Below are 25,175 nucleotides of genomic sequence, written 5' to 3'. Positions count from 1 at the left end.
CTACATGGTCGTAGAAGTTGCCTGAACTCGGTGCCACTGAACGGAACCGCGACACGTCAGCCGCCGGCCTCGACGTCGGCCGGGCACGCGCTAGGCTGGCCGCCCGACGAACAAGGGCCGGTCAGCGGCCGTTCCCCAGGAGCTTCGCCGTCATGCCAGCCGATCGGGCCGCGGCCCGCACCCGTCATCCCCGTCACCAGCGCCGCGGTGAGGCGCGCCTGCCGGCCGCCGTCGTGACGCTCGTGGCCATCGCGCTCTACGTGGCACTGCCCGAACAACTGCTCGTCGGTCCCCGGTTCGTGGTGCCCGCGCTGGAGATCGTGCTGCTGGTGCCGCTGATCGCGATCAACCCGCGGCGCGTCACGCGGCAGACCCGGTTTTCCCGGGTCGTGTCCCTGTCGCTCGTCGTGGTCATCGGCGTCACCAACCTGGGGGCGCTCGCGCTGCTCATCCACGACCTGGTCGCCGGCGCGGCCGACAGCGGCCAGGCCCTGCTGCTGGGCGCGCTGCAGGTGTGGCTGACGAACGTGATCGCGTTCGGCCTGGCCTACTGGGAACTGGACCGCGGCGGCCCGGTCAAGCGCACCCAGGCCGGCCGCGCCGACCTGCCGCTGGCCGACTTCCGGTTCTCCCAGGACGAGAACGCCGACACCGTCGAGGAGGTCGCCGAGGGCTCCAGCGTCAAGTCCGACTGGGTGCCGGCCCTGCTGGACTACCTGTACGTGTCGGTGACCAATTCGACGGCGTTCAGCCCCACCGACACCATGCCGCTGTCCTCGCGGGCCAAGGTGCTCATGGCGGTGCAGAGCATCGCGGCGCTGCTGACGTCGCTGCTGGTCATCGCCCGCGCGGTCAGCGTGCTCAAGTAACGCCCGCACCCGGCGGGCGCCGTTCACGCGGAACGGGAGCCCGCCGAGTTCAAGGGATCGCCGGGCACGACCAGCGGCGTAGTGCTCACCGTGGGTCGTGGAGGTAGGGCCTCAGCTTCTCGGCCAGCGACGTGCGGGTCGCGGCCATCGCCGGGCCGGGGTTCTCCTGGCCCGGGTGGTGGCCGGCGACGGCGTCGGCGACGAACTGCGCGACCGCGCCCGGGGACGGCACGAGGTCGTCGCCGTGGCGCGCGATGACGACCGGGTCGTCGGCGGGGCCGGTTTCCACCGCGAGCGACCAGCCCCGTCGTTCGCTCCACACCAGCATCACGTCGTGATCGGGGCGGTCGAGCCAGCGCCGGGGCAGCCCGAGGTAGGCGGTGGCCGTGTCGCTGATCTCCACCGTCGTGCTCTCGGCCGGGACGCCGACCGCGGCCGCCACCGCGCGCACGTACTCGCCCAAGCCGCGTTCGAGGGTTCTGGTGTCGGGTTCGGGGTGCTCCATGCCCGCCACGCTAGAGGGCCGCCGCGGCCGGTGGCCTCGGTGCCGCCCGTGGACGCGGATGCGGTGCCGGTCGTCACACCGGGTCGTCGGAGGTGCCGGCCGTGGAGGCGATGTCGGTGTCGGCGCCGTTGTCGGCTTGGCGTTCGGTGCGCCCGGTCCCGTGCCAGTCCAGGCACAGCACGGTGGCGTCGTCCTGCAGGCGACCGCGGCTGGCGTGCGTCACGGCCCTGGTCGCGGCCCGCACCAGCTCCCTGGTGTGCAGTCCGGCGGTCTGGCGGATCAGGGCGGGCAGGTCGGCGTCGGCGGCGTCGCGTTCGAACATGCCGTCGGTGAGCAGCACCAGCCGGTCACCGGGGTGCAGGTCCAGCCGTTGCACCCGGTACTGGTGCGGCCGGACGCCGAAGAGCAGGTCGCTCTCCAGCTCGACCGGCTCGACCGCACCGTCGCGCAGCAGCAGGGGTGCGGGGTGTCCGGCGTTGACCAGCTCGACATCGCCCGTCCGCAGGCTCACGCGCAGCAGCAGCCCGGTCGCCAGTGCGACCTCGCCGCCGTGGTCGAGCAGCGCCTGGTTGGCGTGCCGCGCCTGCTCGGCCAGGTCGCGACCGGCGCGGCGGGCGCCGCGCAGCGCACCCACCAGCAGGGTCGCGGTCAGCGCCGAGGCCACGTCGTGACCGGCGGCGTCGGTGATCGACAGGTGCAGGGTGTCGTGGTCCAGGGCGTAGTCGTAGGTGTCGCCGCCGATGTCGTCGGCGGGCACCAGGGCGCCGGCGATGGTGAACTGGGCCGCCTCGCAGCAGGCGGCCGAGGGCAGCAGCTGGTGCTGGATCTCCGCGGCCAGGCTCATCGGCGTGGTGCGCCGGCCGGTGTGGTAGTGGTCGGTGAAGCGGCGGTCGGTGACGATGACATAGGCCAGGGCGTGTGCGGCCTGCCCCAGCTGGGCCAGCTCTTCCTCGTCGCAGAAGGGCACCGTCGCTTCCAGGACACCGACGCAGTCGCCTCGGTTGGTCACCGGCAGCACGGCCCGCACCCCGCTGTCGTTCTCCACCCGCCACGGCTGCTGGGTGCGCAGCACCTGCTCGTGGACGCTGTCCCGCAGTTCGACCGGCTTCGGGTCGCGTCCGTTCGGGTCCTGCGCGGTCGAAGTGAGGCGCACCAGGTGTTCCTCGATGAGGTCGACCAGCAGGAACGACACGTCGAAGGCACCCAGCCGCTTCGCGAGGTCGCGGGCGACGACCTCGACCGACTCCACGGGCGGGGCGGTCTCGGCGGCCGCCAGCACGTCACCCGGTCCCAACGCCACACCGTCCACGGCAACTCCGATCACCCGGAACTCCACCCGACCGACCACATCATCGCACCCGGCCGGGCCCCGGGACCAAAGCAGCGCGCGGTGATCTGTGCGTCAGCGCAGCTCGCGCTTGAGGACCTTGCCGGTGGCCGTCATCGGGAACTCCTCGCGGAACTCCACCACCCGCGGGTACTTGTAGCCGGCCATGCGCTCCTTGCTCCAGGCCACCAGCTCGGCCTCGGTCACCGTCACGTCCTGGTGCCGGATGACGAACGCCTTGACCTCTTCGCCGTGGCTCGGGTGGGGGACGCCGACCACCGCGACCAGGCTCACCGCCGGGTGCGTCATGATCACTTCTTCCAGCTCGCGCGGGTACACGTTGAAGCCGCCGCGGACGATCATGTCCTTGGCGCGGTCGACGATGAAGTAGTAGCCGTCCTCGTCGCGCGTCGCGATGTCGCCCGTGCGGAACCAGCCGTCGCGGATCGCGTCGGCGGTCGCCTCGGGACGGCCGAGGTAGCCTTTCATCACGTTGTGCCCGCGGATGGCGATCTCACCCGCCTCGCCTCCGGGGACGTCGTGCCCGTCCTTGTCGATCAGCTTGACCTCGACACCCCAGACCGGCTGGCCGATCGACCCGGGCTTGGCGACGCGGCCGGGGTGGTTGAACGTCGCGACCGGGCTGGTCTCGGAAAGCCCGTAGCCTTCGCGGACCTCGACGCCGTAGATCTCGCGCGTCCGCTCCAGGATCTCGACCGGGAGCGCGGCGCCGCCGGAGACGGCGATCCGCAGGGAGTCCGCGATGGCTTCGAGGTCGAACTCGGCGGTGTCGGCGGTGACCAGGCCCCAGTACATCGTCGGGACGCCGGCGAAGAACGTCACCTTTTCCCGCCGCATCAGCGAAAGCGCCGTGCGAGCGTCGAAGCGGGGGAGCAGCACCAGCGTGGCGCCCGCGCCGAAGCCGGAGTTGAGCTGGACGCTCTGGCCGAAGGAGTGGAACAGCGGGAGCGTCACGAGGTGGACGTCGTGCTCGCCGGTGCCGAACACCTTGTGGCACGTCAGCGCGTTCAGGACCATGTTGGCGTGCGTCAGCTCGGCACCCTTGGGGGTGCCGGTGGTGCCGCTGGTGTAGAGGACGACGGCGGTGTCCCCGGGCTCGGTGACGGCCGTTTCGAACGTGGTGGGCTCGGTCAGCGAGTCTACAAAGGACTCGTCCACGAGGAAGAACTGCTCGCACGACGGCGTGGCGTCGAATCCGGCCCGCCCTTCCTCACCGAGCGGGAGTCCCGGGCCGCCCGCGAAGCAGAAGAACGCCTTCGCGCCGGAGTCGGCCAGGTGGTAGGCGATCTCGCGGCTCTTGAGCAGGACGTTGAACGGCACGACGGCCGCGCCCGCCTTGAGGATCCCGTAGTAGACGATCGCGAACGCGGGGATGTTGACCGAGGCGAGCGCGACCTTGTCGCCGCGGCCGATCCCGTGGGCCCGCAGCAGGTTCGCGACCTGGTTCGCGGCGGCGTTCACCTCCCGGTACGTCAGCCGGGTGTCCCCGGCGACCAGCGCGTCGCGGCCCGGGTGGGTGGCGGCGCTTTCTTCGAGCAGCATGGCCAGGTTGAGCATCGGAGCGTCTCCTTCAGGACAGGAAGCGGTGGATGAGCGGGACGAGCTCGGCGGCGTGCGTCAGCAGGGCGAGGTGACCGCCGCCGGGGACGATGTGGACGGTGCCGTGCCGCAGCAGCCGCGCCATCAGCCGGGCGTTGACGGTGGGGATGATCGGGTCGTCGTCCCCGGCCACGAGCAGCACGCGCTGCCGCAGCCGGGGCAGGTACCAGGCGCTGGTCCAGCCGGCGCCGGCGAGGATCTGCCAGTAGTAGCCGAGCGGGTCCGGCGCCCGGGTCGACGCGGCGAAGTGCGCGGCGATCGCGGGGTCGTCGCCGAAACCGCCGCCGTAGATCCGCGCGCCGGTCTCCCGCAGGTGGCGCGGGCCGAAGTACCGCAGCGGGCTCGCCAGCGTGAGCAGGACCGACGGTTTCGCCGGCACCATCACCATGCCCATGCTGGTCGCGCAGAGCACGACCCGCCGGCACCGCCGCGGGTTGCGGTGGGCGAACTCCTGGGCCAGCGCGCCGCCCCAGGAGATGCCCAGGACGTCGACCTCGTCGTAGCCCAGCTCCGTGACGAGGTCGGCGAGCATCCGCGCCAGCCGGGGCAGCCGGCGCGGCAGCCGGGTGACCGGCGAGCCGCCGGTGCCCGGCATGTCGAACCGGATCACCGGCACCCGCCGCCCCGGCTGGGCGGCGAGGTCGTCCACCAACGGCTCCAGCAGCTCGAGGTTGGCGCCGATCCCGTTGCACAGCAGCAACGGCGTTCCCTCGCCGGGCCGGTGGTCGATGTGCAGGGCGATCCCGCGGACCTTGATGATCATGCGCGCACGTAGCTGCCGGGCGCCGCTTCGATCGGCGCGTGCCGGTCGCTGCCGACGGCGGCCGGCGCGTCGACCAGCTCGCCCGAGCGCGTGCCCAGCCACTCCGTCCAGCGTGGCCACCAGCTCCCCGCCACCTTTTCCGCGTCCGCCTTCCACTCTTTTGCCGACTCCGGGTTTTCGGCGTTGCGGTAGTAGCTCGCCTTCGGGTTGCCCGGCGGGTTGAGGATGCTCTGGATGTGCCCGGAGCTGCTCAGCGCGAACTCGACGTCGCCGCCGAGCCGCTTCGACGAGCGGTAGCAGGCGTCCCACGGCGTGATGTGGTCGGTGGTGCCGGCCATCACGAACGCGTCCGCGGTGATCTTGCCCAGGTCCAGCGGGACGCCGTCGAGGACGACCTCGCCCGGGTGGGCCAGGGCGTTGTCGCGGTAGACGTCGATGAGCTGGCCGTGGAACGCGGCGGGCAGCCGGGTGGTGTCGTTGTTCCAGAACAGGATGTCGAACGCGGGCGGCCGCTTGCCGAGCAGGTAGTTGTTCACCCAGTACGACCAGATGAGGTCGTTGGGTCGCAGCAGGTTGAACACCCGCGCCAGCTGGCGCCCGTCGAGCACGCCGTGCACGTGCGAGTGGCGCTTGGCCGCGGCCAGGGTCTCCTCGCTGGCGAACACGCCGAGCAGCGTCTTGTCCTCGGCCATGTCGAACACGCTCACGAACAGCGTCAGCGCGTGGATCACCGGCTTGCCGCGGCCGGCGAACCAGGCGGCGAGCGACACCGACGTGATACCGCCGGAGCAGGCACCCGCGAGGTTGACGTCCGGGCTGCCGGTGATCTCGCGGACGGCGTCGATCGCCTCCTCCAGCGCGGTCAGGTAGGTGAGGAGCTCCCAGCCGCGCTGGTCGGCGGTCGGGTTGCGCCAGCTGACGATGAACACCTGCTGGCCCTGCTCCAGCGCGTACTTGACCAGGCTCTTCTCCGGCGAGAGGTCGAAGACGTAGAACTTGTTGATCTGCGGCGGGGCGATCACCAAGGGTCGCGCGTGGACCTGTCCGGTGCGCGGGACGTACTGGATCAGTTCCAGGACCTCGTTGCGGAACACGACCGAACCCTCGGTGGTGGCCAGGTTCCCGCCGACGATGAACTTCTCGGTGTCGACCTGGCTGGGGAACCCGCCGTTGCGGCGGACATCGCCGGCGAAGTGGCGTGCGCCCTCGACGGCGCTCTCGCCGCCGGTGTCGATGAACCGCTTGACCGCGGCCGGGTTGAGCGGCAGGTTGCTCGGCGAAAGCGCGTCGAGCGCCAGCGACAGCACGAACCGCGCCCGCTCTCGGTCCACTTCGGACAGTTCGCTGCCGGCGAGCCAGCCGTCCAGCTCGGCGTCGGCCGCGAGGTAGATGCCGAGCAGACGGCGGTAGAGGAAGTTCTGCGTCCAGGCGGAGTCGGTGAACCGGCGGTCCTTCGGCGCGGGCGTCAGCTCGCCGCGACCGCGGGCGGCGGCGACCGCGGTCCTGGCCAGGTGGCGCAGGCTCGCCGTGGTGTGCCTCGGGTTCTTGACCGCCTCGCCGACGACCGTGCGCAGCGAGTCCAGGAGGTCCTTGCGGCGGAAGCCGACGATGGGGTTGGGGCCGCCGATGGCGTCGGTGGCCACGTCCGGGGCTGACATGGTTTCTCCTTAAACGAAAGCGGACTGGCCGGTGATCGCCCGGCCGACGATGAGGGTGTTCATTTCGCGCGTGCCCTCGTAGGAGTGGATGGCCTCGGCGTCGGCGACGAACCGGCCGACCTCGTGCTCCAGGAGGATTCCGTTGCCGCCCATGAGCTCACGGGCCATGCCGACGGTTTCGCGCATCTTGGTGGTGCAGAAGGCTTTCGCGAGTGACGCCTGCTCTTCGGTCATCTTCCCGGCGTCCTGCAGCCGGGACAGCTGCGCGACCAGGCAGAGCGACGCGGTGATGTTGCCGAGCATCTTCACGAGCAGGTCCTGGATGAGCTGGAACCCGCCGATCGGGCGGCCGAACTGCTCGCGCTCCTTCGCGTAGGCCAGGGCCCGCTCGTACGCGCCGATGGAGCAGCCGACGGCCAGCCACGCCACCGACGTCCGGGTCATCCGCAGCACCGCCGCGGTGTCGGCGAAGGTGGTCGCGTGCTGCAGCCGGTCGGCTTCGGGGACGCGCACGTCCTCGAGCAGGATGTGCGCGTTCTGCACCGTGCGCAGCGCCATCTTGCCCTCGATCTTGGTCGGGGTGAACCCGGGCGTGCCCTTCTCGACGAGGAAGGCCTTGACGTGGCCGTCCTCGAGGTCCCTGGCCCAGATCACGACGACGTCGGCGAAGGTGGCGTTGCCGATCCACTTCTTCTCGCCGTTCAAGACCCATTCGCCGCCTTCGCGGCGGGCGGTGGTCGTGAGCCCGCGGGCGACGGCCGAGCCGACGTGCGGCTCGGTCAAGCCGAACGCGCCGATCTTTTCGAAGCGGTGCATCGGCGGCAGCCACTTCGCCTTCTGCTCCTCGGAGCCGCACAAGTAGATGGAGCCCATGGCGAGGCCGGTGTGCACGCCGAAGAACGTCGCGAACGACGGATCGGTGCGCGCGAGCTCGAGGGCGACGAAGCCGTCGAGCAGGCTGGTGCGGCCGGGCAGGCCGTAGCCGGAGTAGGAGAGTCCGCCGAGGTCGAGCCGGCCCAGCGGTTCGACGAGGTGGTGCGGGAAGCGTTCCCGCGCCCAGTGCCAGGTGGCGACCGGCGCCAGTTCGTTGTCGAGGAACTCGCGCAGCCGGTGCAGCAGGTCGCGGTCCTCGGCCGGGAGGTCGTCGGCCAGTGCGTAGAAGTCCGTGGTGTCCATGTGGATGAAGGTAGGTTTCCGCGCTGGTCAGCGGCCCTGTCCAAAGTTAGGTTGGGGGTTGTGCACGTGGTGGCGACGAAGCTGCTGATCCCGCCGGCCCGGCCGGGCGCGGTCGCGCGGCCGCGGCTGCTGCGCCTGCTCGACGCCGTGCCGGCGCACCCGGTCACGCTGGTCACCGCGCCCGCCGGGTTCGGCAAGACGACGCTGGTGAGCACCTGGCTGCGGGACTTCGGGGGCCGCTCGGCGTGGCTCACGCTCGACGAGGACGACGACGTCCCCGGCCGCGTCCTCGACTACCTCCTCACCGCCCTCGGCACGAGCCGGACGCTGCTGGACTCCGGCACCGCGTCGACCCCGGCGGTGATGACCGAACTGGTCAACCAGCTCGTCGACGCCGAACTCGTGGTCGTGCTCGACGAGGTCCACGTGCTCGGCGAACCGGAGATCCTGGACGCGCTGACGTTCTTCGTCGAGCACTGCCCGCCGGGCGTGCACCTGGTGCTGCTGGGCCGCACCGAGCCGGACCTGCCCCTCGCCCGCTGGCGGGGACGGGGCCTGCTCGCCGAGATCGGCGCGGCCCAGCTGCGGTTCTCGGCCGACGAGGCCGCCGGGCTGTTGTCGGCCGTCATCGGGCGCGAGGTCGACGCGGGCACCGTCGGCGAGCTGAACCGCCGCGCCGAGGGCTGGGCGGCGGCACTGCAGATGCTCGGCATCGGCCTGCGGGAGGGCACCACCGCGGCGCCGTCGGTGCGGTTGCAACCGGGCAACCGGTACGTCCTGGACTACCTCGCCGAGGAGGTCGTGGCCGGCCAGTCCGCCGACGTCCGCGACTTCCTGCTGCGCACGAGCGTGCTCGAGACGCTGTCGTCCTCGCTCTGCGATGCCGTCACCGGGAGGTCCGACAGCGACCGGGTGATCCGGGACCTCGAGCGCGCCAACCTGTTCCTGACGCCGATCGACGACGCGGGGGAGTGGCACCGCTATCACGGCCTGTTCGCCGATTTCCTCCGCGGTGAGCTGGATCCCGAGGTGGCCGTCGAGTGCCACGCGCGGGCGGCGCGCTGGTTCTCGACCCGGGAGATGCCCGCCGAGACGATCCGGCACGCGGTGCCCGGCCGGGAGATCGGCCTGGCGGTCGAAACCGTGCGCGCGCAGGCCGACGACCAGGTCCGGCGCGGCGAGCTGGCGACGTTGTTGTCCTGGCTCGACCGGCTGCCCGAGGACGAGGTGCGGGCCCACCCCGACCTGGCCGGCTTCAAGGGCTGGCTGCTCTACCTCGCCGGGCGCGCCGACGACGCGGAGGCGTACGCGGCGATCGCGGACGCGGGCATGGGCCCGTCTTCGCCCGCCGCGGATCGCGCGATGCTCCGGACGTTCCAGGCCTACCTCGCGCTGACGCACGGCCGTCCCGCCGACGCCGCCGGGCTGGCGACCACGGCGCTCGACCTGCTCGGGGACAGCACGTCGTTCTTCCGCGCCGCGGCGATGGGCGTGCTGGGCCAGGCCCGGCGGCTGACCGGCGACCGGCGGGGCGCGATCGAGGTGCTGCGTGAGGCCGTCCGGCTGGGGGAGCGCAGCGGGAACCCGTTGAGCGCGCTGGAGGCCACCGGCTACCTCGCGCCGCTGCTGTACGTCCAGGGCCGGCTGCGCGAGGCCGTCCTGCTGTGCCGCGACGCCCTGCGCACGCACCCCTCGGCGCCGATGGCCGGCTTGGCCGAGGTGCCGCTCGGGACGTTGCTGTACGAGCGTGACGAGCTGGCCGAGGCACGCACGCACCTCGTCGAGGGGATCGCGCGCTGCGAGCAGCTCGGCACGACGTCGTACACGCTGCTGGGGCTGCGCACGCTGGCGCGGCTGCACCACGCGACCGGCCACGTGGACGAGGGTTTCGAGGCGCTGCTGGCCGCGCGCCGCCAGGCGGACGCCGCCGAGGACTACCGCCGCGCCCGGCTGGTCGTGGCAACGATCGTGGAGCTGCACCTGCGCTCGGGCAACGTCGCGGCCGCGTCGCAGGCACTGGCCGAGATCGCCGGCGACCAACCGTCCTCGTCGGACTACGAGCAGCTGACCCGTGCCCGCCTGCTCATCGCGCGCGGCTCGCCCGCCGCGGCACTGGACGTGCTGGGCGTGATCGAGGACCGTGCCCGCGAAGAGGGCCGGGACGGGAGCCTGGTGGCCATCCTCGTCGTCAGCGCCTTGGCCCGTGCGCGGTCGCGGGACGTGCTCGCGGAGGCGGTCGGGATCGCCGCGCCGGACGGCTACCGCCGCACGTTCCTCGACGAGGGCGCCGGGATGGTGCCGTTGCTGAAGGACGTTCGTGCGACGGCGCCGGAGTTCGTCACCGACCTGCTGTCACGGTTCCGTGGTGCGCCTTCGGTGCCGGCGCGTGGCTCGGAACTGAGGACGGTGGCGGGCGTCGGCGTGGTGGAGACGCTGACCGAGACGCAGCGGCGGATCCTCGGGCTGATCGCCACCGGGATGTCGAACCAGCAGGTGGCGGACAAGCTGTTCATCACCGTCGGCACCACGAAGTGGCACCTGAACCAGATCTTCGGCAGGCTGCAGGCCCGCAACCGCACGGAGGCGGTGGCGCTGGCCCGCGAGCTCGACCTCTTGTAGGCGCCGCCCGTCCGCTGCTTTGTCGACTCGATCAAGTTGTTCAGATGGAACTGCCGTGGCCCAGGCTGTCACCGTGATCATGGGCATCGTCGTCGGCCGCACATTCCTGTTCGGCGCAACCTTGCCCTCCGGCTCAGCGTGCCCGCCTGGGTCGCGCCGCTGCCGGCTTCCCAGCGGCAGATTGCTTCCTCAGTTCAGCGGGACGAGCGCTTCGATGCCCGGTTCGATCCGGGTGCCGGCGCTGTTGAGGACTCCGGCCAGCATCGCGTAGTGGCCGGCGAGCATCACCGTTTCGATCGCTCCGGCCGTTCCGTATCGGCCGGAGAGGTTCGCCCACTGCGCTTCGGAGAGCGAGTGGTCACGCACCACGGCGTCGACGGCGTCCAGGAGTTCGGCATCCGGCCCCGGCCATTCGCGGAGATCGGCGGTGGTGATCCGCGTCGCGTGAGTTGTCCTCACGACGGGTCCTTCCTGTCGATCGTCGGGGCCACGTTTCACGGGGTTGCGCGGTAGGGAGGTATCGCCGCGCAGAGGGCAGCCAGGTAGCGCCCGGCGCGGTGCACCGTCGCATCGGGACGGACGACCGCGGCGTGGGCGAAGCCGCGGCGCAGCCAGCGGTGCAGGGCACTCCCCGGCCGGGCCACCACGAGCACGGCTCCACTTTGTTCGATGTCCGCGCGCTGCGCAGGCGACGGCTCGGCGGCGCTGATGACGGCGAACCGGCCGGCTGTCACGTCGTCGAGGCGCCGGCCGCCGTCGACCGGTGCGTTGGGGCATTGCCGGCCGGCGAGGGAAGGTCCCACGGGCGGGCGCACCACCAAAGCGGAGCGGTGCAGCGCCGGGGTTTCGGTTTGGAGCACGCGGTTGCGCAGGCCGGGTACGAGGTGCAGGCGGGGTGCGGCGACGCGGCGGAGGAGGTTGCCGAGTTCGCCGCCTTCGGTCATCGCGGTGCCCATCAGCTTGGCGAGCCGGATCATGGTGGTGGCATGGGGTTTGCGTTCTGCCTCGTAGCTGCCGAGGACGGTTTCCGCGAGCGTCCCGTTGAGCACGCCCGCGAGCTTCCACGCGAGGTTCATCGCGTCGCGCATTCCGGCGCCCATGCCCTGGCCGATGAACGGCGGGGTGAGGTGGGCGGCGTCGCCGAGGAGGAAGACGCGCCGGTCGCGCCAGCGGTCGGCGACCTGGGCGCGGAAGGTGTATTCGGCGACGCGCACGATCTCCAACCGGTCGGCCGGTGTCTCCCCCGTCCACGGCTTGATCAAGGGGAGCAGCGTGGCCGGTGCACGGTAGCCGTCGGCCGTTTCGCCGTCGGCCAGCTGGAACTCCCAGCGGTAGCGGTTCTCTCCGACGCGCATGTAAGTGGCGGCGCGGGCCGGGTCGGAGACCTGGTGGACCCCTTCCCAGGCGCCGAGTTCGGCGTCGGTGCGGATGTCGACGACGAGCCAGCGCTGGGTGAACCCGAGGTCGCGCAGGACGGCACCGATCGAGGTCCGCGTCAGGCTGTTCGCGCCGTCGCAGCCGAGGACGTACTTCGCGAGCACGGAGTCTCCTCGGCCGGACTCGGTGAACGCGACGCGCACCCCGCCGGCCTCCGGGGCGAGGGAGGTGACCTCGGCGCCGCCGCGCAGCGTGGCCGCGCTGTGCCGCTTGAGGCCCGAGCGCAGGAGCGCTTCCAGTTCGGGCTGGTCGAACATGCTGGCCTCGGGGTAGCCGTGCCTGCCGTGCGCCGCGTCGCGCCGGAACTCCGCGAGCACGTGCATGTCCCGGTCCACGAGCCGCAACCCGTTGCAGCGCCAGGAAATCGCCGAGAACTCGGCGAAGAGGCCGAGCCGGCCGAGGATGCGGCAGATCTCGTCGTCGAGGTGGACGGCGCGGGGCCGGGGATAGATCGTTTCCCACCGGTCGAGGACCAGGCACTCGACGCCGTACTGGGCCAGCAGGGTGGCGGCGGTGAGGCCGGTCGGGCCCGCGCCGATGATCACTACCGGTACCTCGGTCACGAGGCACCTGCCAGGCGCCAGCCGATCGCGTAGCGACCGAGCACCGCTTTGATCGCGGAGTCGGCGCCTGTGGTCCGTACCACCGCGACCACGGCACCGTCGTCGATCTCGGCCTCGACGTCCAGCACCCCGGGGACGCCGGCCAGCGCTTCGGTCAGCTCGCGGCGGGTGGCGTCGGCACGCAGGGCGGGCTTGTACGGCTTGCCGAGGTCGGTCAGCGGCAGGGCGTCGAGCACCGTGACGGTCTTCGGCGCGGCCGCGGACTCGGGGACCTGGTCGCGGGCCCAGTCGCCCAGTTCCCGCTCGGTGACCACGGCGCCGGGAGCGAGCGTCACGTAGGCGACGGGGACTTCGCCGGAGTGGGCGTCGGGCCGGCCCACCGCGCCGGCGGCGGTGACCGCGGGGTGGGCGAGCAGGGCGTCCTCGACGAGCGCGGGGTCGATGTTGTGGCCACCGCGGATGATGAGGTCCTTGGCGCGGCCGGCGAGGTGGACGAACCCGTCGGGGTCGAGGCGGGCGAGGTCGCCGGTGTCGAGCCAGCCGTCGACGAGCTTGCCGAGGCCGTCGAGGACGTGGCCGTGCTCGTCCCGGCCGGTGACGTAGCCGGGGAACACGGTGGGGCCGCTGATCGCGAGCACGCCGGTGTGGCCGGGCGGGAGGTCTTCCCAGGTGCCGTCCTCGCGGACGCGCACGGTCTTCACCCGCTGGTAGGGCAACCGCTGACCGACCGAGCCGGGCCGGGGCGCGTCGGGGAAGCTGCGCGCGCTGGCACAGGTCGCTTCGGTCAGGCCGTAGCCTTCGACGAGCGTGATGCCGGTGCGGGCCTGGAAGCTTTCGCGGACCGCGGCCGGCAGCGGAGAGGCCCCGACCATGGCGAACCGCAGGCTGCTGATGTCGGCGTCGACCGGGCACTGCGCGAGCACCGCGTAAACGGTGGGGACGGCGCTCATCGTGGCGATCCGGTGGTGCTCGACGATCTTCCAGAACTCGCCGTAGAGCGGGACGTCGCGATAGCCCAGCGGCCCGGCCCAGACCACGGCCTGTCCCTTGAACAGCGGAGCCAACAGGGTGACGACCAGCGCGTTGACGTGGAACAGCGGTAGCGCGGCGAAGAGCGTGGCGGCGTCGTCGAGCAGCGAGTTGGCGGCCAGCATCCAGGCGTCGGCGATCTCGCCGGCGTGGGTGTGCGCGGCCAGTTTCGGTGCGCCGGTGGTGCCGCCGGTCGGGAAGAACGCCGCCAGGTCCTCCGGACCCGGCGGATCACTTGAGAACACCGAGGTGTCCTGGCCGGCCGCCAGTTCGCCGAGGTAGCCGGCGCGGACCCCGGGCAGGCTCGGCAGGTCCGGGGCCGGCTCGGCGGCGCCGGTGGGCCGGAGGACCAGGAGGGAGTCGACGTGCCCGTCCTGGGCGAGGGCTTGCGCGGTCTCCCAGACGGCCGGGGACAGCTCGGGACCGGCGGTGACGAGGACCCGCGCGCCGGACCGGCGCAGGAGCTGGGTGAGGTGCTTGCGGGAGAGGCCGCCGTTGAGGGGCGCCGCGATCCCGGCGAGCTGTGCGGCCAGGGTGGCGGGCACCAGCTCGGCGGTGTTGGGCGACATCAGCGCGACCGCGTCCGGTCGGCGGACGCCGAGTTCGTGCAGGAGGTTCGCGTAGCGGTGGACGTCGCCGAGCAGTTCGGCGAAGGTGCACTGCTCGGATTCGCGCCAGCGCGCGGCTTCCGGCAGCACGGTGAGCGCGGTGCGGTCCGGCCAGGTGGTCGCGGCGCGGACGAGGAGGGCGTAGGTGGACGCGGGAAGGCCGCGTGCCGTCAGCGGCACGGCTTCGATCGCGGCGACGTCGGTGGGGGCGGAGTACTCCGGCCACAGCGGGTTCCCGGTCATCGGGCGTGCCTCACCACCGTGCGCTGGGTGCCCAGGTCGATCGCGCCGTCGTCGGTGGCCACGCCGGCCTCGATGACGTCGCCGTCCTGGAGATACCGGGGATTCCTTTCCTGGCCACGGAAAAACAGCTTCCACTTGAGCGCCGGTGGCAGCAGCGAGCCGATGATCTCCACCGGTTTCGGCGGGGCGGACAACGCCGTGCCGACGGGGGTGCCGGTCAGGACGAGGTCGCCCGGGTCGAGCCGTTGGAAACGGGCGAGAGCCCGGAGGGTTTCGGCGGGGCGGTAGATCATGTCAGCGACGGTCCGGTCTTGGCGGGTTTCGCCGTTGACGGTCAGTTTCAGCCGCAGGTCGGTGAACCGCTTGAGCTCGTCGGTGTCGAGCAGGACCAGCGCGGGCCCGGTGGGGGTGAACGTCGGGTAGGACTTGGCTTCGTAGAACTGGGTCTGGGGCAGCTGGATGTCGCGCGCCGAGACGTCGTTGGTCACCACCAGGCCCGCGACGTACCCGGCGACGTCGTCGCCGATCTCCGTGCCGACCGGGATTTCCGTGCCGATGACCAGGCCGATCTCGACTTCGTAGTCCAGGAGCCGCACGTGGGCGGGCCGCACCACGTCGTCGTGCGGGCCGCTGATCGAGCCGGACGACTTGCGGAAAAACGTCAGCGGCACGGTGTCCGGGTTCCCGCCGGTGTCCTCGACGTGCGAGGCGAAGTTGGTCATCTGGGCGACCACCCGGCACGGCGCGGTGACCGGCGAGACGAGTGCGAGGGTCTCCACGCCGACCGTGCGCCCGCTCGACGCCGCCGCGTCGAGGGCTTCGCGGTCGGCCAGCAGCTGCGCGGTGGTCGTGGCGCGGGTGGCGACCTCGGCCGCCCCGGCCGGAGTGGCCACCCACCAGGCGTCGGCGGTGCGGAGGACGGAAATGGTCATGACACAGCTACTTTCAGCAGGCCGCGAAGGCGGTCGAAGTCGAATTCGTTTTCCTCGCGCAGCGCGCCGATGATGGCGCGCAGCTCGCCGAACGCTTCCCGGCCGGGTTTGACGCCGAGGAAGTCCTTGGTGGCGGGCGGGCCCCACTGGGCCAGTCCCGACGCGGTCATCGGCGCCCAGCCGGGCTCGAGCGAGCAGTCGAACAGGTCGCCGTCGCTGAAGTGCTCGACGAGGAATCCGTCGGGGTCGCGCCAGTAGTCGAACAGCTGGCTGCCCTGGATGTGCCTGCCGATGCCCCACGACCGCCGGTAGCCCCGCTCGAGCAGGTACTCGCCGCCGGCGGCGAGCGAATCGAGGTCGGGCACCTGGTAGGCCGAGTGCACGTACCGGTTCGCCGGGCCGAGCACCATCGCGAGGGTGTGGTGGTCGGCCGGGGTGTCACCGCGGTCGCAGCGGAGGAAGCTCATGACCGGGCCCCGCCCGCGTCGGCCGGGGTAGTAGAGGAAGTCGCTCACGATGAGGCCTAGGTGGGCCAGGTACCAGTCGAGCGTTTCGCGGTACTTGCTGGTCTGCAGCACGACGTGGCCGAGCCGCTGCACCTTGACCGGCTCCCGCCGCGGCCGCTGGGTGGCGTTCACCCGCGTGATGTCGTGCCCGAAGTTGAAGGTCAGTGGCTCCTGCCCCGGCAACGCCGGCAACTCGTGCGTGCCGGACACGACCCGCACCCGGGCGCCGCTCGGGTCGTGCAGGTCCACGGTGGCCCCGCCGAGGCTCTCGGGCAGGCGGGTGACCTGGTGCCCGGTCGCCTCCGCCAGGCGGAGCACGTCCGCCGGGCCGGCGGCCCGGAACGCCGGTCCGGTGAACCGCGAGCGCGGGCCGCGGCGGATCAGGACGCAGGGCGCGCCGGGTTCGGTGCCACGCAGCTGCAGCTCGTCCGCGGTGCGCAGCGACGTGGTGAAACCGAAGGCGTGGGCGAACACTTCGGCCTTGGCCAGGTCCGGCTTCTCGAACTCCAGCCACGCCAGGTCGTGCACCTTGACGACCGGGTTGGGTGCCCTCCCCGGGTGTTCGCCGGGCAACGAGCCCTGCTCACTGTGCAGGTCGGCGTGGGGATCGTGGTGGTCGATCATCGCCCCTCCCGTCTTGTTGACGATATCGTCACTCAAGAGCGTATCGTCAGTCAAGTGGTTCTGACGATTTCCTCATTTCTGAGGTGATCCGCTAAGGTTTGCTCCGGACGCGGCCGAGCGGCGGTGGAGGACGCGCTGGACCGGTACGGCACCCTGCTCGACGAGCTGACCGCGGACCTGGACGACCCGGCGCCGGCGTTCGCGCAGAGCTTCCGGCTGAGCGGCCGGCTGCACCGGCTGCAGCCCGAGCTGAGCCTCCTGCGCATGCTCGGCCTCTCCGCCGCCGAAGCGAGCGAACTCTGCCGTCGCCCCCTGCCTGACCTCGCCGCGACAGGCCCCGCGGTTCAGCCGCGTAGCTCACGTCCCGGTCGCTGGTCCGGCCGATGCTTCGGCGCGCACTTCTGGCCGCCGCGCCCGGGATTCACGCGACTTTCGCCCAAGGTGCGGAGCGCCACCTCGCCCTGCCCGGGACCGGCGATCCGCCGGGCGTCCGCGCCGGTCGCGATGGCTGTGCTTCCGCGTCGACGAGGGTGATCCGTCCACAATGGCCCAAGGCTCTCAGCTTTCGCGCGCTCGTCGTCCCAGCGACGGATCAGCCCACGATGACAACCGAGCGTGGCGGTGTCACGCGATCTCCCTCAAGGCGGCGACGGGGCAGGAGGTGATGGCCGCCCGTGCAGCGGCAACGTGTTGCGGCGGAACGGTGCCGCCCTCGAAGCGGTAGACGAGTTCGCCGTCGTCGTCGAGTTCGAAGAGTGCCGGGCCCTGTTCGGTGCACAGACCGTGGCCTTCACAACGGTCGTAGTCGACGGAAATCTTCATCGGTCGTTCCCTTCAGGCTCCGACGAGTTCGAGCGGCAGCCGCTCGAGGCGGTGGATGATGTTGTTCCGCGCCCACACGGGTTCGCCGGCGGGCACGATCTTCTCGACTCGGGCGACGAGTTCGCGCAGCATCGCCTGGGTCTCCAGCCGGGCGAGGCCCTGCCCGGCGCAGCCGTGCGTTCCGTAGCCGAAACCGAGCTGGCGCGCCGCCTCCCGGCGGATGTCGAAAGTGTCCGGGTTCGCCCATTCCAGCGCGTCGCGGTTGGCCGAGGCGTAGAGGACGAGCACGCGTGAACCCGCGGGCAGCTCGGTGCCGGCCACCTCGGTGTCGAGGACGACCTTGCGGCTGAACGCTCGCAGCGGGGACTCGAACCGGACGATCTCGTTGACTGCGTTGGGGATCAGGCCCGGCTCTTCCCTGAGGAGCTGCCACTGTCCCGGGTGCGTCGCGAACAGGTGCAAGGCGCTCGCGATCGCGCTGAGCGTGGTGTCCAAGGAGGGCGCCAGGTAGTCGATCATCAGGGCCGGGCATTCGGCGTGGCCGAGCTTGCCCTCGTCGGCGGCGCGCAGCAGATCGTCGCCCATGCTTCCCGGCAGCACCGATCGCTGCCGGACGACGCTGCGGGCGAAGCGCATCATTCCCAGCCCGGCGGGCACGGCCTTCAGCGCCTGCCCGTTCAGCGGGCCCAGGGCGTCAAAGGTTGCCGCACCCCAGCGGAGGAGGTTTTCCCGTCCCTGCTGCGGCCACCCGACGAGGTCCGGAACCACGGCCGAAGGGAGGGCCGCCGCAACGTCGACGCCGTCGACGATCCGCTGCGCGACCGCGGCCTCGACCACCTGCGCGGCCTGCTCTTCGACGACGTCTTTCATCCCGCGCAGCGCCCGGGGGGTGAGGCGGTGGGCGACCAGGACACGGCGGCGAGCGTGGTCTTCGCCGTCGCTGTTGAGCGTCGTGCCACGCGAAAGCCGGTTCGTCACGGGGTTCAGCGCGACCCCGTCGCCGGAGATGAACGTCTCATCGTCCAGCAGCACGGCTTTGCATTCCGCGTATCGGGGCAGGGCATGGACCTGGTGCTTCGGCAGCCACACCACCGGGCCCAGCTCACGCAGGTTCGCGTAGTGCGGGTACGGGTCGAGGATCGCCTGCGGCGAGTAGATGTCCGGCTGGTACACGGGAACATCGGGACGCGGGGACGTCATTGCACCTTTTCGGCGAACTCCAGCCACACGGGCCACCTCTCCCTCGGCAAATGACGATATCGTCAGTCACGAACAGGTCGTCAGTCAAGACCGTCTGCTGAAATCGTCAGGATTGACGCCCTCGGCTATCCTGTGGTTCGGCAGGCCGGGAGGATGAAGCATCCATGCCAGAGCAGGTTTCGAGCCGCTTGGAGCGGCGCAAGGCCCAAACCCGCGCGGCACTGGTCCGGGCGGCGCAGACCCTCATCGCGACGGGGCGGACGAACGTCGCGGTCCTGGAGATCACCCAGGTCGCCGACGTCGGGATGGGGTCGTTCTACAACCACTTCGAAACGAAGGAGCAGCTGTACCAAGCGGCCGTCGAAGCCGCTCTCGAAGCCCAGGGCACGCTGCTCGACGAACTGACCACCGACCTGACCGACCCGGCGCAGACGTTCGCCCAGAGCTTCCGCCTCACCGGGCGCATGCACCGCCGCCGGCCTGAGCTCAGCAAGGTGCTCCTGCACTACGGGCTCGAACTGGCCACCGCCGACCACGGCCTGGCCCCCCGCGCCCGCCGCGACATCGACGCCGCCGTCCGAGCCGGCCGCTTCACCGTCCGCGACGCCGAACTGGCCATGCTGACGGTCGCCGGCGCCGCGCTCGGTCTCGGCCGCCTGCTCCACAGCCACCCCGACCGCGACGACGCCGAAACCACCGATCAGGTGACTGAGGACGTCCTGCGGATGCTCGGCCTCTCCGCCGCCGAAGCCCACGACCTGTGCACCAGGCCCTTACCTGACCTCGACACCGTCTTCGAACGGCCGAACCCCGCCGCCTGACGGTTGGAGCGCCGCGGGCGGGGCAACGCCAGCTGCTCGCCCGACGTGCACCGCTCCGCGAACCTGCTGCGCGAACTCGGGGTCCGGCGCTGCGACGTCGTCGCTCCTCGATGTTCGGGCCTGTAGCCTGCCAAGAGCTGTGCTGTGTGGCCGAGTGGGGCATACCGAATTGATATCGAGTCTCGCAATGGGATGATGTACCACTGCAGAGGAGTAAAAGGCGTGTCATGGCTTAGCGTCGAAGCGGAAGCGGTTGGCGGAGTGCAGATTCTGCGCACGCTTCGTCGAGATGACTTGACGCCCGAGTTATTGCGACGGGGAATGGCTTTTGCCTGGCGTGCTCTTCATGTGCAACATAATCAATTTCCTGATTCGAGATGTCTGCCTACATCTCGGTTTCCCCAACGCTTTTTGAGGCCGACTATTTTACGGGCAATGTTACGTTCTGTGCGGTGCGGCCTGGTGAAAGACCGTATATTGATCGAGAACTCCTCAAGGACGAGATCGTGGCAGCAATATTTTCAGGAGACTGCGTGATCGATCTTGACTAGTGATGCCTGTCTAACCTGGCGGACTCGCATCGGTTCCGTCGCGTCCCACAGCACGTCCATCACCGACGCTTCAAGCTCGCCCAAGCCCAGCATGGCACCTCCGTGGGCCAGGATACTTGTGGCCGGGGCGGCACTCGGCCGCCCCGGCCACCCGTGCTCAGCCCTGCGTGAGCAAGTCCCGCATCTCGGTGATCTCGGCCTGCTGGGCGTCGATGATCTTCTGGGCCAGCGCCTTGGCGTCGGCATTGCCGCCCTTGGTGAGTTCGGTCTTGGCCATGTCGATCGCGCCCTGGTGGTGCTTGATCATCATGTCGAGCCACATCTTGTCGAACTCCGCGCCCTTGGCGGCCCCGAGCTGCTTCAGGTCGGCGTCGGACATCATGCCGGGCATCGACCCGCTCATGCCCGGCATCGACTCCGAGGACATCCCCGGCATACCGGCGCTCCAAGTGGAGAGCCAGCCGTGCATCTGCTGGATCTCGGGGTCCTGGGCCTTCTCGATCCGGCTCGCGAGGTCGAGCACCTTCGGGTTGGTGCTGCGCGACGGGACGAGCTTCGCCATGTCGAGCGCCTGGCTGTGGTGCGGGATCATCTGCCGGGCGAACGTGACGTCGTCGGCGTTGTGGCCCGCCTCCGCTTCGGCCGATGAAGGCGCCGACGAGCTCATCCCGGGCATGGAGTCATTGCCGCCGCAGGCGCCGAGCAGGACGGCGGATGCCAGCATCAAGCCGGAGATGATGAAGTTTTTGCGCATGACAAATCTTTCTCTGTGGATGTGCGGGATTCGACGGTCGGGGGAACTCGCCCGATCAGGTCCGCAGAACGCACAGAGAAGTCAGGATGGCGCGGCCGTTCCCGTCCGGCGGACGTCCCCGGCTCGGTGAGCCACGGGAGCCGGGCGCCCGGGAGAAGGTCGTGGTGAACCACGAGGTGCCCAGAAGGACGACGACGGTCAACAGAAGGGCGCCCGCCGCGCACAAGACGGCGAGGCAGAGGTGGAGGATGTCGTGCAGGCCACCCGGCATGCCCGGATCGTGTTCACCGGGGCCGGTTTCCGGCGGAGCGGTAACTGCCCGCGGGGCAGGGGCCGACATGGCGTGCATCGCCGTACCGCCGGCGGCGTTCGCCATGCCGACGTGGTGCATGGCGACGACGCCCAGGGCGAGCGCGCACAGCAGGAGAACCTGCTGCACCTTGCCGAGCCGGGTCGCCGTCACGGCTTCACCGTATCAACTCCGTGCGGTCCCGTGGCGGCCGCGGGCGTGAGTGCGGTCGTCAGTTCTCGCGACGGGCGTAGTCGCCGATCCCTTGGCCGGTCATCTCCCGCGCCGCCTGGAGCCAGTCGCTGAAAGCCTTGCGCCGCTGGGGTTTCGGGTGGGACCGGATGTAGGCCATCACCTCGGGGGAGGCCATGGTGCGGTAGACCATCACGAGCTGCGCGGCCGCGATGCGCGGCTGCGGTGCGTGCGGCGGCACGCCGGTTTCCGCCGCGAGTTCGGCGGCGACGGCTTGTTCGAAGCGTTCCCACATCAGCCGCATCCGCGCGTGCAGGCCCGGGCTGTCGCCGACGATGCGGTGCAAGCGTTCCAGCTCGGCGACCGCCCCGGCCGGGCTGGCGGTCATGCTCGTGCTGAGCACGTCCACGACGGCGTCGAGGGGGGTGGTGCCGGTGGGGCGGTCGCGGATGCCGTCGACCAGGCTGCGCAGCACCTCGTCCTCGCCGTGGAAGACCAAGTCCTCCTTGGTGGGGAAGTAGACGAACACGGTCTTGGTCGCCACGTTGACCGCGTTGGCGATCTCCGCGACGGTGACCCCGTCGAACCCGCGTTCGGCGAACATCGCCTCGGCCGCGTCGATGAGCGCTTGCCGAGTGAGCAGCTTCTTGCGCTCACGCAGGCTCAGCCGCGCGCCGTCTTCCTCGTGCCCGCCGCCCATCCGATCATGCTAGCACGGGCCGGTCAGCCGATAACCTTCGTGCTCCTGTGTGTTATGTCATCCACCAGATTAATACACTCACTAACATTTGTTACTCGATGGCGCTACGGTGGTGAGGTAGCCGGACGGAGGGAGAACGCGGTGGTGGAGTGGAGCGGCCGGGTCGCGGTGGTGACCGGCGGGAGCAGCGGAATCGGGCTGGCCACCGCGGCCGAACTGGCGGCGGAGGGTTACGCGGTGGTCATCGTCGGCCGCGATCCCGGCAAACTCGCGGCGGCCGCGAACCGGATCGGCGGCAGCGTGCCGGTGCACACCGTGGCCGCGGACGTGTCGATCGTGGCCGGGACCGAGCAGGTCGCCGACCAGGTCGGCGCGCGGTACCAGCACGTCGACCTGCTGTTCGCCAACGCGGGACGGTCGGACGCGCCGCCGATCCTCGACACCGGTGAGCGGGACTTCGACCTGATGATGGCCACCAACGTCAAGAGCGTGTTCTTCAGCGTCGTCAAGCTGCTGCCGCTGCTGCGCCGGGGCGGCTCGGTGGTGGTCACCGGTTCGGTCGCCGAGGCCAAGGGCCGTCCTGGCGACCCCCTCTACTCGGCCAGCAAGGCCGCGGTGCGCAGCCTCGTGCGCACGCTCGCGCTGGACGACGACGTCCTCGGGCGAGGCGTGCGGGTCAACGCGGTCACCCCCGGGTGCATCGCCACCCCGCTCACCGCGCAGGCCGACCCCGCCCTGCAGACCGCGATCGACGAGTACGTCACCGGCGCCGTTCCCATGGGGCGCTGGGGCCGCCCCGAAGACGTCGCGCACGCGGTGGTCTTCCTCGCGAGCGAGAAGGCCTCGTACATCACCGGCTCGGAGATCGTCGTCGACGGCGGTCTCGCCCAGATCTGAACCATCGAGGACAGGAGTCCGCCATGACCGAACGCGCCACCGCGGCACCGGCCCTACTCACCGCCGACGTCGTCATCCTCGGCGGTGGCCCCGCCGGGCTCGCCGCCGCCCGGCTGCTGAACCAGCGCGGACTGACCCCGCGCGTCCTCGAACGCGACGCCAGTCCGCACGCCCGGTCCCAGGGCGGCAGCCTCGACCTCGCCGAACAGGGCGGCCAGCTGGCCCTGCGGGAGATGGGTCTCGGACGGGAGTTCGAGGAGCTGGCCCGGCCGCTCGGGCAGCGGCTGTGCCTGATGGACCCGGACGGGACCGTCCGGCTCGACGTGGACGACTCGGCGGGCGAGTACCGGCCGGAGATCGACCGGGTGCAACTGCGCCGGCTCCTGATCGACGCCCTGCCCCCGGAGACGATCACCTGGGGCGCCGAGGTCAGCGGTGTCACCCCGCTGAAGGGCGGCCGGCACCGGGTGAGCCTGGCCGACGGTCGCCGGCTCGACGCGGACCTCGTCGTCGCCGCCGACGGCATCCGCTCGCGCGCCCGTCCCCTCGTCACCGCCGAGCAACCGGCCTACAGCGGCATCACGTTCATCCACGCCGATGTGCGCGACCCCGGCCTCGGCTCGTTCGTGGCCCGGCACACCGGTGAGGGTGCTCTTCAAGCTCTCGGCGACGACAAGGCGATCCTTGCCCAGCGCGCCGCCGATCGTTCGGTGCGCGTCTACTTCGCCGTGCGCACCGCCGAAGACCCCGCCCGCGTCCAGGGCGAACGGTTCGGCGACCCCGCCTCCGTCCGGGAGCGACTGCGCGAAACCTTCGCCGGCTGGAGCCCGCACCTGCTGAGCGTGCTCGACGAGATCGACAGCGGCTTCGCCTACTGGCCGCTCTATGGCATGCCCGCGCACCAGCGGTGGCACCAGCACTCCGGGATCACCTTGCTCGGCGACGCGGCCCACGTGATGCCGCCCTTCAGCGGAGAGGGCGTGAACATGGCTCTGCTCGACGCCGTCGAACTCGTCCACGCCCTGTTCTCCCCGGCCCACGCCACCATCGACGAGGCGATCACAGTGTTCGAGCGCGGCATGCTGGACCGCATGGCCGGCGCCATCCTCGACACCGGCGCCGCCGGCGAGCTGCTGCTGAACCCGGCCGGGACAGCGCCTGTGCTGGCCCACTTCGCCGCACCAGCCGAACGGTGAGAGCGCTCAGGCGGCGATCTGGTGGAGCAGCAGGACCGTGCCGATCGTGAGCATCGCGGCGCCGGAGCAGCGGGACACGATCCGGGCCCAGGACGGGCGCGCCGAGAGGATCAGGCGAGAGCCGAACGCGACGGCGGTGTAGACGATGGCGCAGCTGGTGACGAACACCAGGCCCAGCACCATGATCTGGGCCGCCAGCGGCCAAGCCGAGGACGGCGTGGTGAACTGCGGCAGCAGGGCCAGGAACAGCAGGAGCGCCTTGGGGTTCAGTCCGCTGGTGCCGGCGCCGACGGCGGCCTGGCGCACCCAGGTGCCGGCGCCGCCGTCGGCCTCGCCGACCCCGGCCGGCCGCAGCAGCGCGTTGATGCCCAGCCGGATCAGGTAGAGGCCGCCCACGGTGGTCAGCACCGTCAGCACCACCGGAGAGCTCGAGACCAGCGCACCGACGCCGGCGGCCACGACCGCCGTCAGCACGAGGTAGCCCGCCAGCAAGCCGGTGATCGCCGGCACCACCGACCGCGATCGCAGGCCCGCGCCGATGACGTACGCCCAGTCCGCGCCCGGCGTGAGCACGAGAAGGATCGCCACTCCCCAGAACGCGACGACGGCACCGACTGCCATGACCTGCCTCCCGACTCCCCAGGTGCTTCCCCTGGACAGCACAAGGCTATTTCGAGAGGCGGGCAAAGTGCTTTCAAAGTAGCCGCTCTACGCGTTGATCCGGCAAGAAAATCGGTGCTTTGACGCTTGCTGAGCACTATCCTTGCGCCGAGGAAGCGAGCTACCGAGGAAAGATCTGCCCCGTGGACGAGACCGATCGCAAGATCCTTGCCGAGCTGCAGCGCGAAGGGAGGCTGACGGTCACCGAGCTGGCCGAGCGGGTGCGGCTCAGCGTCGCGCCCTGCCATCGGCGCCTTCGCGCCCTGGAGCGGTCCGGCACGATCGCCGGCTACCGGGCCCACCTCGACGCGAAAGCGCTCGGCCTCGGGTTCGACTGCCTGGTCTTCGTCACGATGCGCGAGTCCGACCGCGACACCATCACCGCGTTCGAGCTGGCCGTCGACGCGATCGAGCACGTGGTCCAGGCGCAACGCCTGTTCGGCGACCCGGACTACCTGCTGCGCGTCGTCGCCCGGGACCTGCCCGCGTTCCAGCGGCTCTACGACAGCCGCCTCGCCACCCTGCCCGGCGTCCAGCGCCTGACCACGACCCTGGTCATGAAGAGCGTCGTCGACGACCGCCCGCTGCCCATGTGAGAGTCAGGATCGTCCGTG

General features: G+C 70.9%; 24 protein-coding genes and 1 pseudogene. 7 read left to right on the top strand and 18 right to left on the bottom strand.

All coding sequences use genetic code 11. From position 1 onward, the window contains the following. Positions 1-152: 152 nt before the first annotated feature. Entirely contained in the window at positions 153-869 is a 717-nt protein-coding gene (locus ACZ7OH_RS38640; protein ID WP_470285422.1) for a hypothetical protein, read from the top strand. 85 nt (positions 870-954) lie between these two features. Here the strand turns inward: ACZ7OH_RS38640 and ACZ7OH_RS38635 are convergent, their stop codons facing one another. The 6 genes from ACZ7OH_RS38635 to ACZ7OH_RS38610 form a co-directional block, all read right to left on the bottom strand. Beyond that, entirely contained in the window at positions 955-1,374 is a 420-nt protein-coding gene (locus ACZ7OH_RS38635; RefSeq protein ID WP_470285421.1) for a DUF6292 family protein, read from the bottom strand. 73 nt (positions 1,375-1,447) lie between these two features. After that, positions 1,448-2,698: a PP2C family protein-serine/threonine phosphatase gene (locus tag ACZ7OH_RS38630; RefSeq protein ID WP_470285420.1), complete on the bottom strand. Its 1,251-nt coding sequence runs from the start codon at positions 2,696-2,698 to the stop codon at positions 1,448-1,450. A gap of 78 nt (positions 2,699-2,776) precedes the next feature. Then, positions 2,777-4,279: a long-chain-fatty-acid--CoA ligase gene (locus tag ACZ7OH_RS38625; RefSeq protein ID WP_470285419.1), complete on the bottom strand. Its 1,503-nt coding sequence runs from the start codon at positions 4,277-4,279 to the stop codon at positions 2,777-2,779. 13 nt (positions 4,280-4,292) lie between these two features. Next, positions 4,293-5,084, bottom strand: a complete 792-nt coding sequence (phaZ, locus tag ACZ7OH_RS38620; RefSeq protein ID WP_470285418.1) for a poly(3-hydroxyalkanoate) depolymerase — start codon at positions 5,082-5,084, stop codon at positions 4,293-4,295. Then, positions 5,081-6,742: an alpha/beta fold hydrolase gene (locus ACZ7OH_RS38615; RefSeq protein ID WP_470285417.1), complete on the bottom strand. Its 1,662-nt coding sequence runs from the start codon at positions 6,740-6,742 to the stop codon at positions 5,081-5,083. Before ACZ7OH_RS38615 ends, phaZ begins: the two co-directional genes overlap by 4 nt. A 9-nt stretch (positions 6,743-6,751) precedes the next feature. After that, positions 6,752-7,918: an acyl-CoA dehydrogenase family protein gene (locus tag ACZ7OH_RS38610; protein ID WP_470285416.1), complete on the bottom strand. Its 1,167-nt coding sequence runs from the start codon at positions 7,916-7,918 to the stop codon at positions 6,752-6,754. 60 nt (positions 7,919-7,978) lie between these two features. Between ACZ7OH_RS38610 and ACZ7OH_RS38605 the strand changes: the two genes are divergently transcribed. Then, positions 7,979-10,537 (top strand): winged helix-turn-helix domain-containing protein, encoded by a 2,559-nt coding sequence (locus tag ACZ7OH_RS38605; RefSeq protein ID WP_470285415.1) that lies wholly within the window; start codon positions 7,979-7,981, stop codon positions 10,535-10,537. Positions 10,538-10,726: 189 nt separating this feature from the next. Here ACZ7OH_RS38605 and ACZ7OH_RS38600 read toward each other — a convergent pair whose 3' ends face one another. Genes ACZ7OH_RS38600 through ACZ7OH_RS38580 form a run of 5 tightly spaced genes read right to left on the bottom strand, consistent with a single transcriptional unit; the run spans position 10,727 to position 16,515 of the window. Then, on the bottom strand, positions 10,727-10,996 hold the full coding sequence (locus ACZ7OH_RS38600; RefSeq protein WP_470285414.1) for a hypothetical protein: 270 nt from the start codon (positions 10,994-10,996) through the stop codon (positions 10,727-10,729). 35 nt (positions 10,997-11,031) lie between these two features. Beyond that, positions 11,032-12,537 (bottom strand): bifunctional 3-(3-hydroxy-phenyl)propionate/3-hydroxycinnamic acid hydroxylase MhpA, encoded by a 1,506-nt coding sequence (gene mhpA / locus ACZ7OH_RS38595; protein ID WP_470285413.1) that lies wholly within the window; start codon positions 12,535-12,537, stop codon positions 11,032-11,034. Next, positions 12,534-14,417, bottom strand: coding sequence for an acyl-CoA synthetase (locus ACZ7OH_RS38590; RefSeq protein ID WP_470285412.1), 1,884 nt, complete (start codon positions 14,415-14,417; stop codon positions 12,534-12,536). The genes mhpA and ACZ7OH_RS38590 overlap by 4 nt, the downstream gene beginning before the upstream one ends. Continuing rightward, positions 14,414-15,349 carry a fumarylacetoacetate hydrolase family protein gene (locus ACZ7OH_RS38585; RefSeq protein WP_470285411.1) on the bottom strand — a complete coding sequence of 312 codons (936 nt, stop codon included), beginning with the start codon at positions 15,347-15,349 and terminating at the stop codon, positions 14,414-14,416. The genes ACZ7OH_RS38590 and ACZ7OH_RS38585 overlap by 4 nt, the downstream gene beginning before the upstream one ends. Continuing rightward, entirely contained in the window at positions 15,346-16,515 is a 1,170-nt protein-coding gene (locus ACZ7OH_RS38580) for a VOC family protein (protein ID WP_470285410.1), read from the bottom strand. The genes ACZ7OH_RS38585 and ACZ7OH_RS38580 overlap by 4 nt, the downstream gene beginning before the upstream one ends. Before the next feature lie 87 nt (positions 16,516-16,602). On the opposite strand from ACZ7OH_RS38580, the gene ACZ7OH_RS38575 reads away from it, so the two are divergent. Beyond that, entirely contained in the window at positions 16,603-17,013 is a 411-nt protein-coding gene (locus tag ACZ7OH_RS38575; RefSeq protein WP_470285409.1) for a hypothetical protein, read from the top strand. A gap of 90 nt (positions 17,014-17,103) precedes the next feature. On the opposite strand, the gene ACZ7OH_RS38570 is transcribed toward ACZ7OH_RS38575, so the two are convergent. Together ACZ7OH_RS38570 and ACZ7OH_RS38565 are read right to left on the bottom strand one after the other, a co-directional pair. Then, positions 17,104-17,301: a ferredoxin gene (locus ACZ7OH_RS38570; protein WP_470285408.1), complete on the bottom strand. Its 198-nt coding sequence runs from the start codon at positions 17,299-17,301 to the stop codon at positions 17,104-17,106. A 12-nt stretch (positions 17,302-17,313) separates the two neighbouring features. After that, a complete protein-coding gene (locus tag ACZ7OH_RS38565; protein WP_470285407.1) occupies positions 17,314-18,501 on the bottom strand; it encodes a cytochrome P450 in 1,188 nt (395 codons plus the stop codon). A 164-nt stretch (positions 18,502-18,665) separates the two neighbouring features. Between ACZ7OH_RS38565 and ACZ7OH_RS38560 the strand changes: the two genes are divergently transcribed. Then, on the top strand, positions 18,666-19,322 hold the full coding sequence (locus ACZ7OH_RS38560) for a TetR/AcrR family transcriptional regulator (RefSeq protein ID WP_470285406.1): 657 nt from the start codon (positions 18,666-18,668) through the stop codon (positions 19,320-19,322). A 563-nt stretch (positions 19,323-19,885) separates the two neighbouring features. On the opposite strand, the pseudogene ACZ7OH_RS38555 reads toward ACZ7OH_RS38560, so the two are convergent. From ACZ7OH_RS38555 to ACZ7OH_RS38540, 4 genes and pseudogenes are all read right to left on the bottom strand, one after another. Beyond that, a pseudogene (locus tag ACZ7OH_RS38555) lies at positions 19,886-19,966 on the bottom strand (BlaI/MecI/CopY family transcriptional regulator); the annotation flags it as partial. 64 nt (positions 19,967-20,030) lie between these two features. Beyond that, a complete protein-coding gene (locus ACZ7OH_RS38550) occupies positions 20,031-20,627 on the bottom strand; it encodes a DUF305 domain-containing protein (RefSeq protein ID WP_470285405.1) in 597 nt (198 codons plus the stop codon). A gap of 55 nt (positions 20,628-20,682) precedes the next feature. Further along, positions 20,683-21,090 (bottom strand): DUF6153 family protein, encoded by a 408-nt coding sequence (locus tag ACZ7OH_RS38545; protein WP_470285404.1) that lies wholly within the window; start codon positions 21,088-21,090, stop codon positions 20,683-20,685. A gap of 58 nt (positions 21,091-21,148) precedes the next feature. Further along, entirely contained in the window at positions 21,149-21,808 is a 660-nt protein-coding gene (locus ACZ7OH_RS38540) for a TetR/AcrR family transcriptional regulator (protein WP_470285403.1), read from the bottom strand. 141 nt (positions 21,809-21,949) lie between these two features. Between ACZ7OH_RS38540 and ACZ7OH_RS38535 the strand changes: the two genes are divergently transcribed. Both ACZ7OH_RS38535 and ACZ7OH_RS38530 read left to right on the top strand, forming a co-directional pair. Continuing rightward, a complete protein-coding gene (locus ACZ7OH_RS38535; protein ID WP_470285402.1) occupies positions 21,950-22,705 on the top strand; it encodes an SDR family NAD(P)-dependent oxidoreductase in 756 nt (251 codons plus the stop codon). 23 nt (positions 22,706-22,728) lie between these two features. Next, the gene (locus ACZ7OH_RS38530; RefSeq protein ID WP_470285401.1) at positions 22,729-23,901 is read left to right on the top strand and encodes an FAD-dependent oxidoreductase; all 1,173 of its coding nucleotides are present in this window, start codon (positions 22,729-22,731) and stop codon (positions 23,899-23,901) included. A 6-nt stretch (positions 23,902-23,907) separates the two neighbouring features. Here the strand turns inward: ACZ7OH_RS38530 and ACZ7OH_RS38525 are convergent, their stop codons facing one another. Continuing rightward, positions 23,908-24,522 carry a LysE family translocator gene (locus ACZ7OH_RS38525; RefSeq protein ID WP_470285400.1) on the bottom strand — a complete coding sequence of 205 codons (615 nt, stop codon included), beginning with the start codon at positions 24,520-24,522 and terminating at the stop codon, positions 23,908-23,910. A 182-nt stretch (positions 24,523-24,704) separates the two neighbouring features. On the opposite strand from ACZ7OH_RS38525, the gene ACZ7OH_RS38520 reads away from it, so the two are divergent. Further along, positions 24,705-25,157 (top strand): Lrp/AsnC family transcriptional regulator, encoded by a 453-nt coding sequence (locus ACZ7OH_RS38520; protein WP_400891095.1) that lies wholly within the window; start codon positions 24,705-24,707, stop codon positions 25,155-25,157. Positions 25,158-25,175: the final 18 nt, after the last annotated feature.

It is taken from the genome of Amycolatopsis sp. NPDC114478 (genome assembly GCF_055633805.1).
Note: the sequence above shows the minus strand (reverse complement) of the source record. Positions and strands in the feature narration are given on the sequence as shown.

Bases quoted from the DNA above. Each gene is read 5' to 3' on its own strand.
- ACZ7OH_RS38640 (WP_470285422.1), top strand. From the start codon at position 153: ATGCCAGCCGATCGGGCCGCGGCCCGCACCCGTCATCCCCGTCACCAG.
- ACZ7OH_RS38635 (WP_470285421.1), bottom strand. From the start codon at position 1,374: ATGGAGCACCCCGAACCCGACACCAGAACCCTCGAACGCGGCTTGGGC.
- ACZ7OH_RS38625 (WP_470285419.1), bottom strand. From the start codon at position 4,279: ATGCTCAACCTGGCCATGCTGCTCGAAGAAAGCGCCGCCACCCACCCG.
- phaZ (WP_470285418.1), bottom strand. From the start codon at position 5,084: ATGATCATCAAGGTCCGCGGGATCGCCCTGCACATCGACCACCGGCCC.
- ACZ7OH_RS38615 (WP_470285417.1), bottom strand. From the start codon at position 6,742: ATGTCAGCCCCGGACGTGGCCACCGACGCCATCGGCGGCCCCAACCCC.
- ACZ7OH_RS38610 (WP_470285416.1), bottom strand. From the start codon at position 7,918: ATGGACACCACGGACTTCTACGCACTGGCCGACGACCTCCCGGCCGAG.
- ACZ7OH_RS38590 (WP_470285412.1), bottom strand. From the start codon at position 14,417: ATGACCGGGAACCCGCTGTGGCCGGAGTACTCCGCCCCCACCGACGTC.
- ACZ7OH_RS38585 (WP_470285411.1), bottom strand. From the start codon at position 15,349: ATGACCATTTCCGTCCTCCGCACCGCCGACGCCTGGTGGGTGGCCACT.
- ACZ7OH_RS38570 (WP_470285408.1), bottom strand. From the start codon at position 17,301: ATGAAGATTTCCGTCGACTACGACCGTTGTGAAGGCCACGGTCTGTGC.
- ACZ7OH_RS38565 (WP_470285407.1), bottom strand. From the start codon at position 18,501: ATGACGTCCCCGCGTCCCGATGTTCCCGTGTACCAGCCGGACATCTAC.
- ACZ7OH_RS38560 (WP_470285406.1), top strand. From the start codon at position 18,666: ATGCCAGAGCAGGTTTCGAGCCGCTTGGAGCGGCGCAAGGCCCAAACC.
- ACZ7OH_RS38550 (WP_470285405.1), bottom strand. From the start codon at position 20,627: ATGCGCAAAAACTTCATCATCTCCGGCTTGATGCTGGCATCCGCCGTC.
- ACZ7OH_RS38540 (WP_470285403.1), bottom strand. From the start codon at position 21,808: ATGGGCGGCGGGCACGAGGAAGACGGCGCGCGGCTGAGCCTGCGTGAG.
- ACZ7OH_RS38530 (WP_470285401.1), top strand. From the start codon at position 22,729: ATGACCGAACGCGCCACCGCGGCACCGGCCCTACTCACCGCCGACGTC.
- ACZ7OH_RS38525 (WP_470285400.1), bottom strand. From the start codon at position 24,522: ATGGCAGTCGGTGCCGTCGTCGCGTTCTGGGGAGTGGCGATCCTTCTC.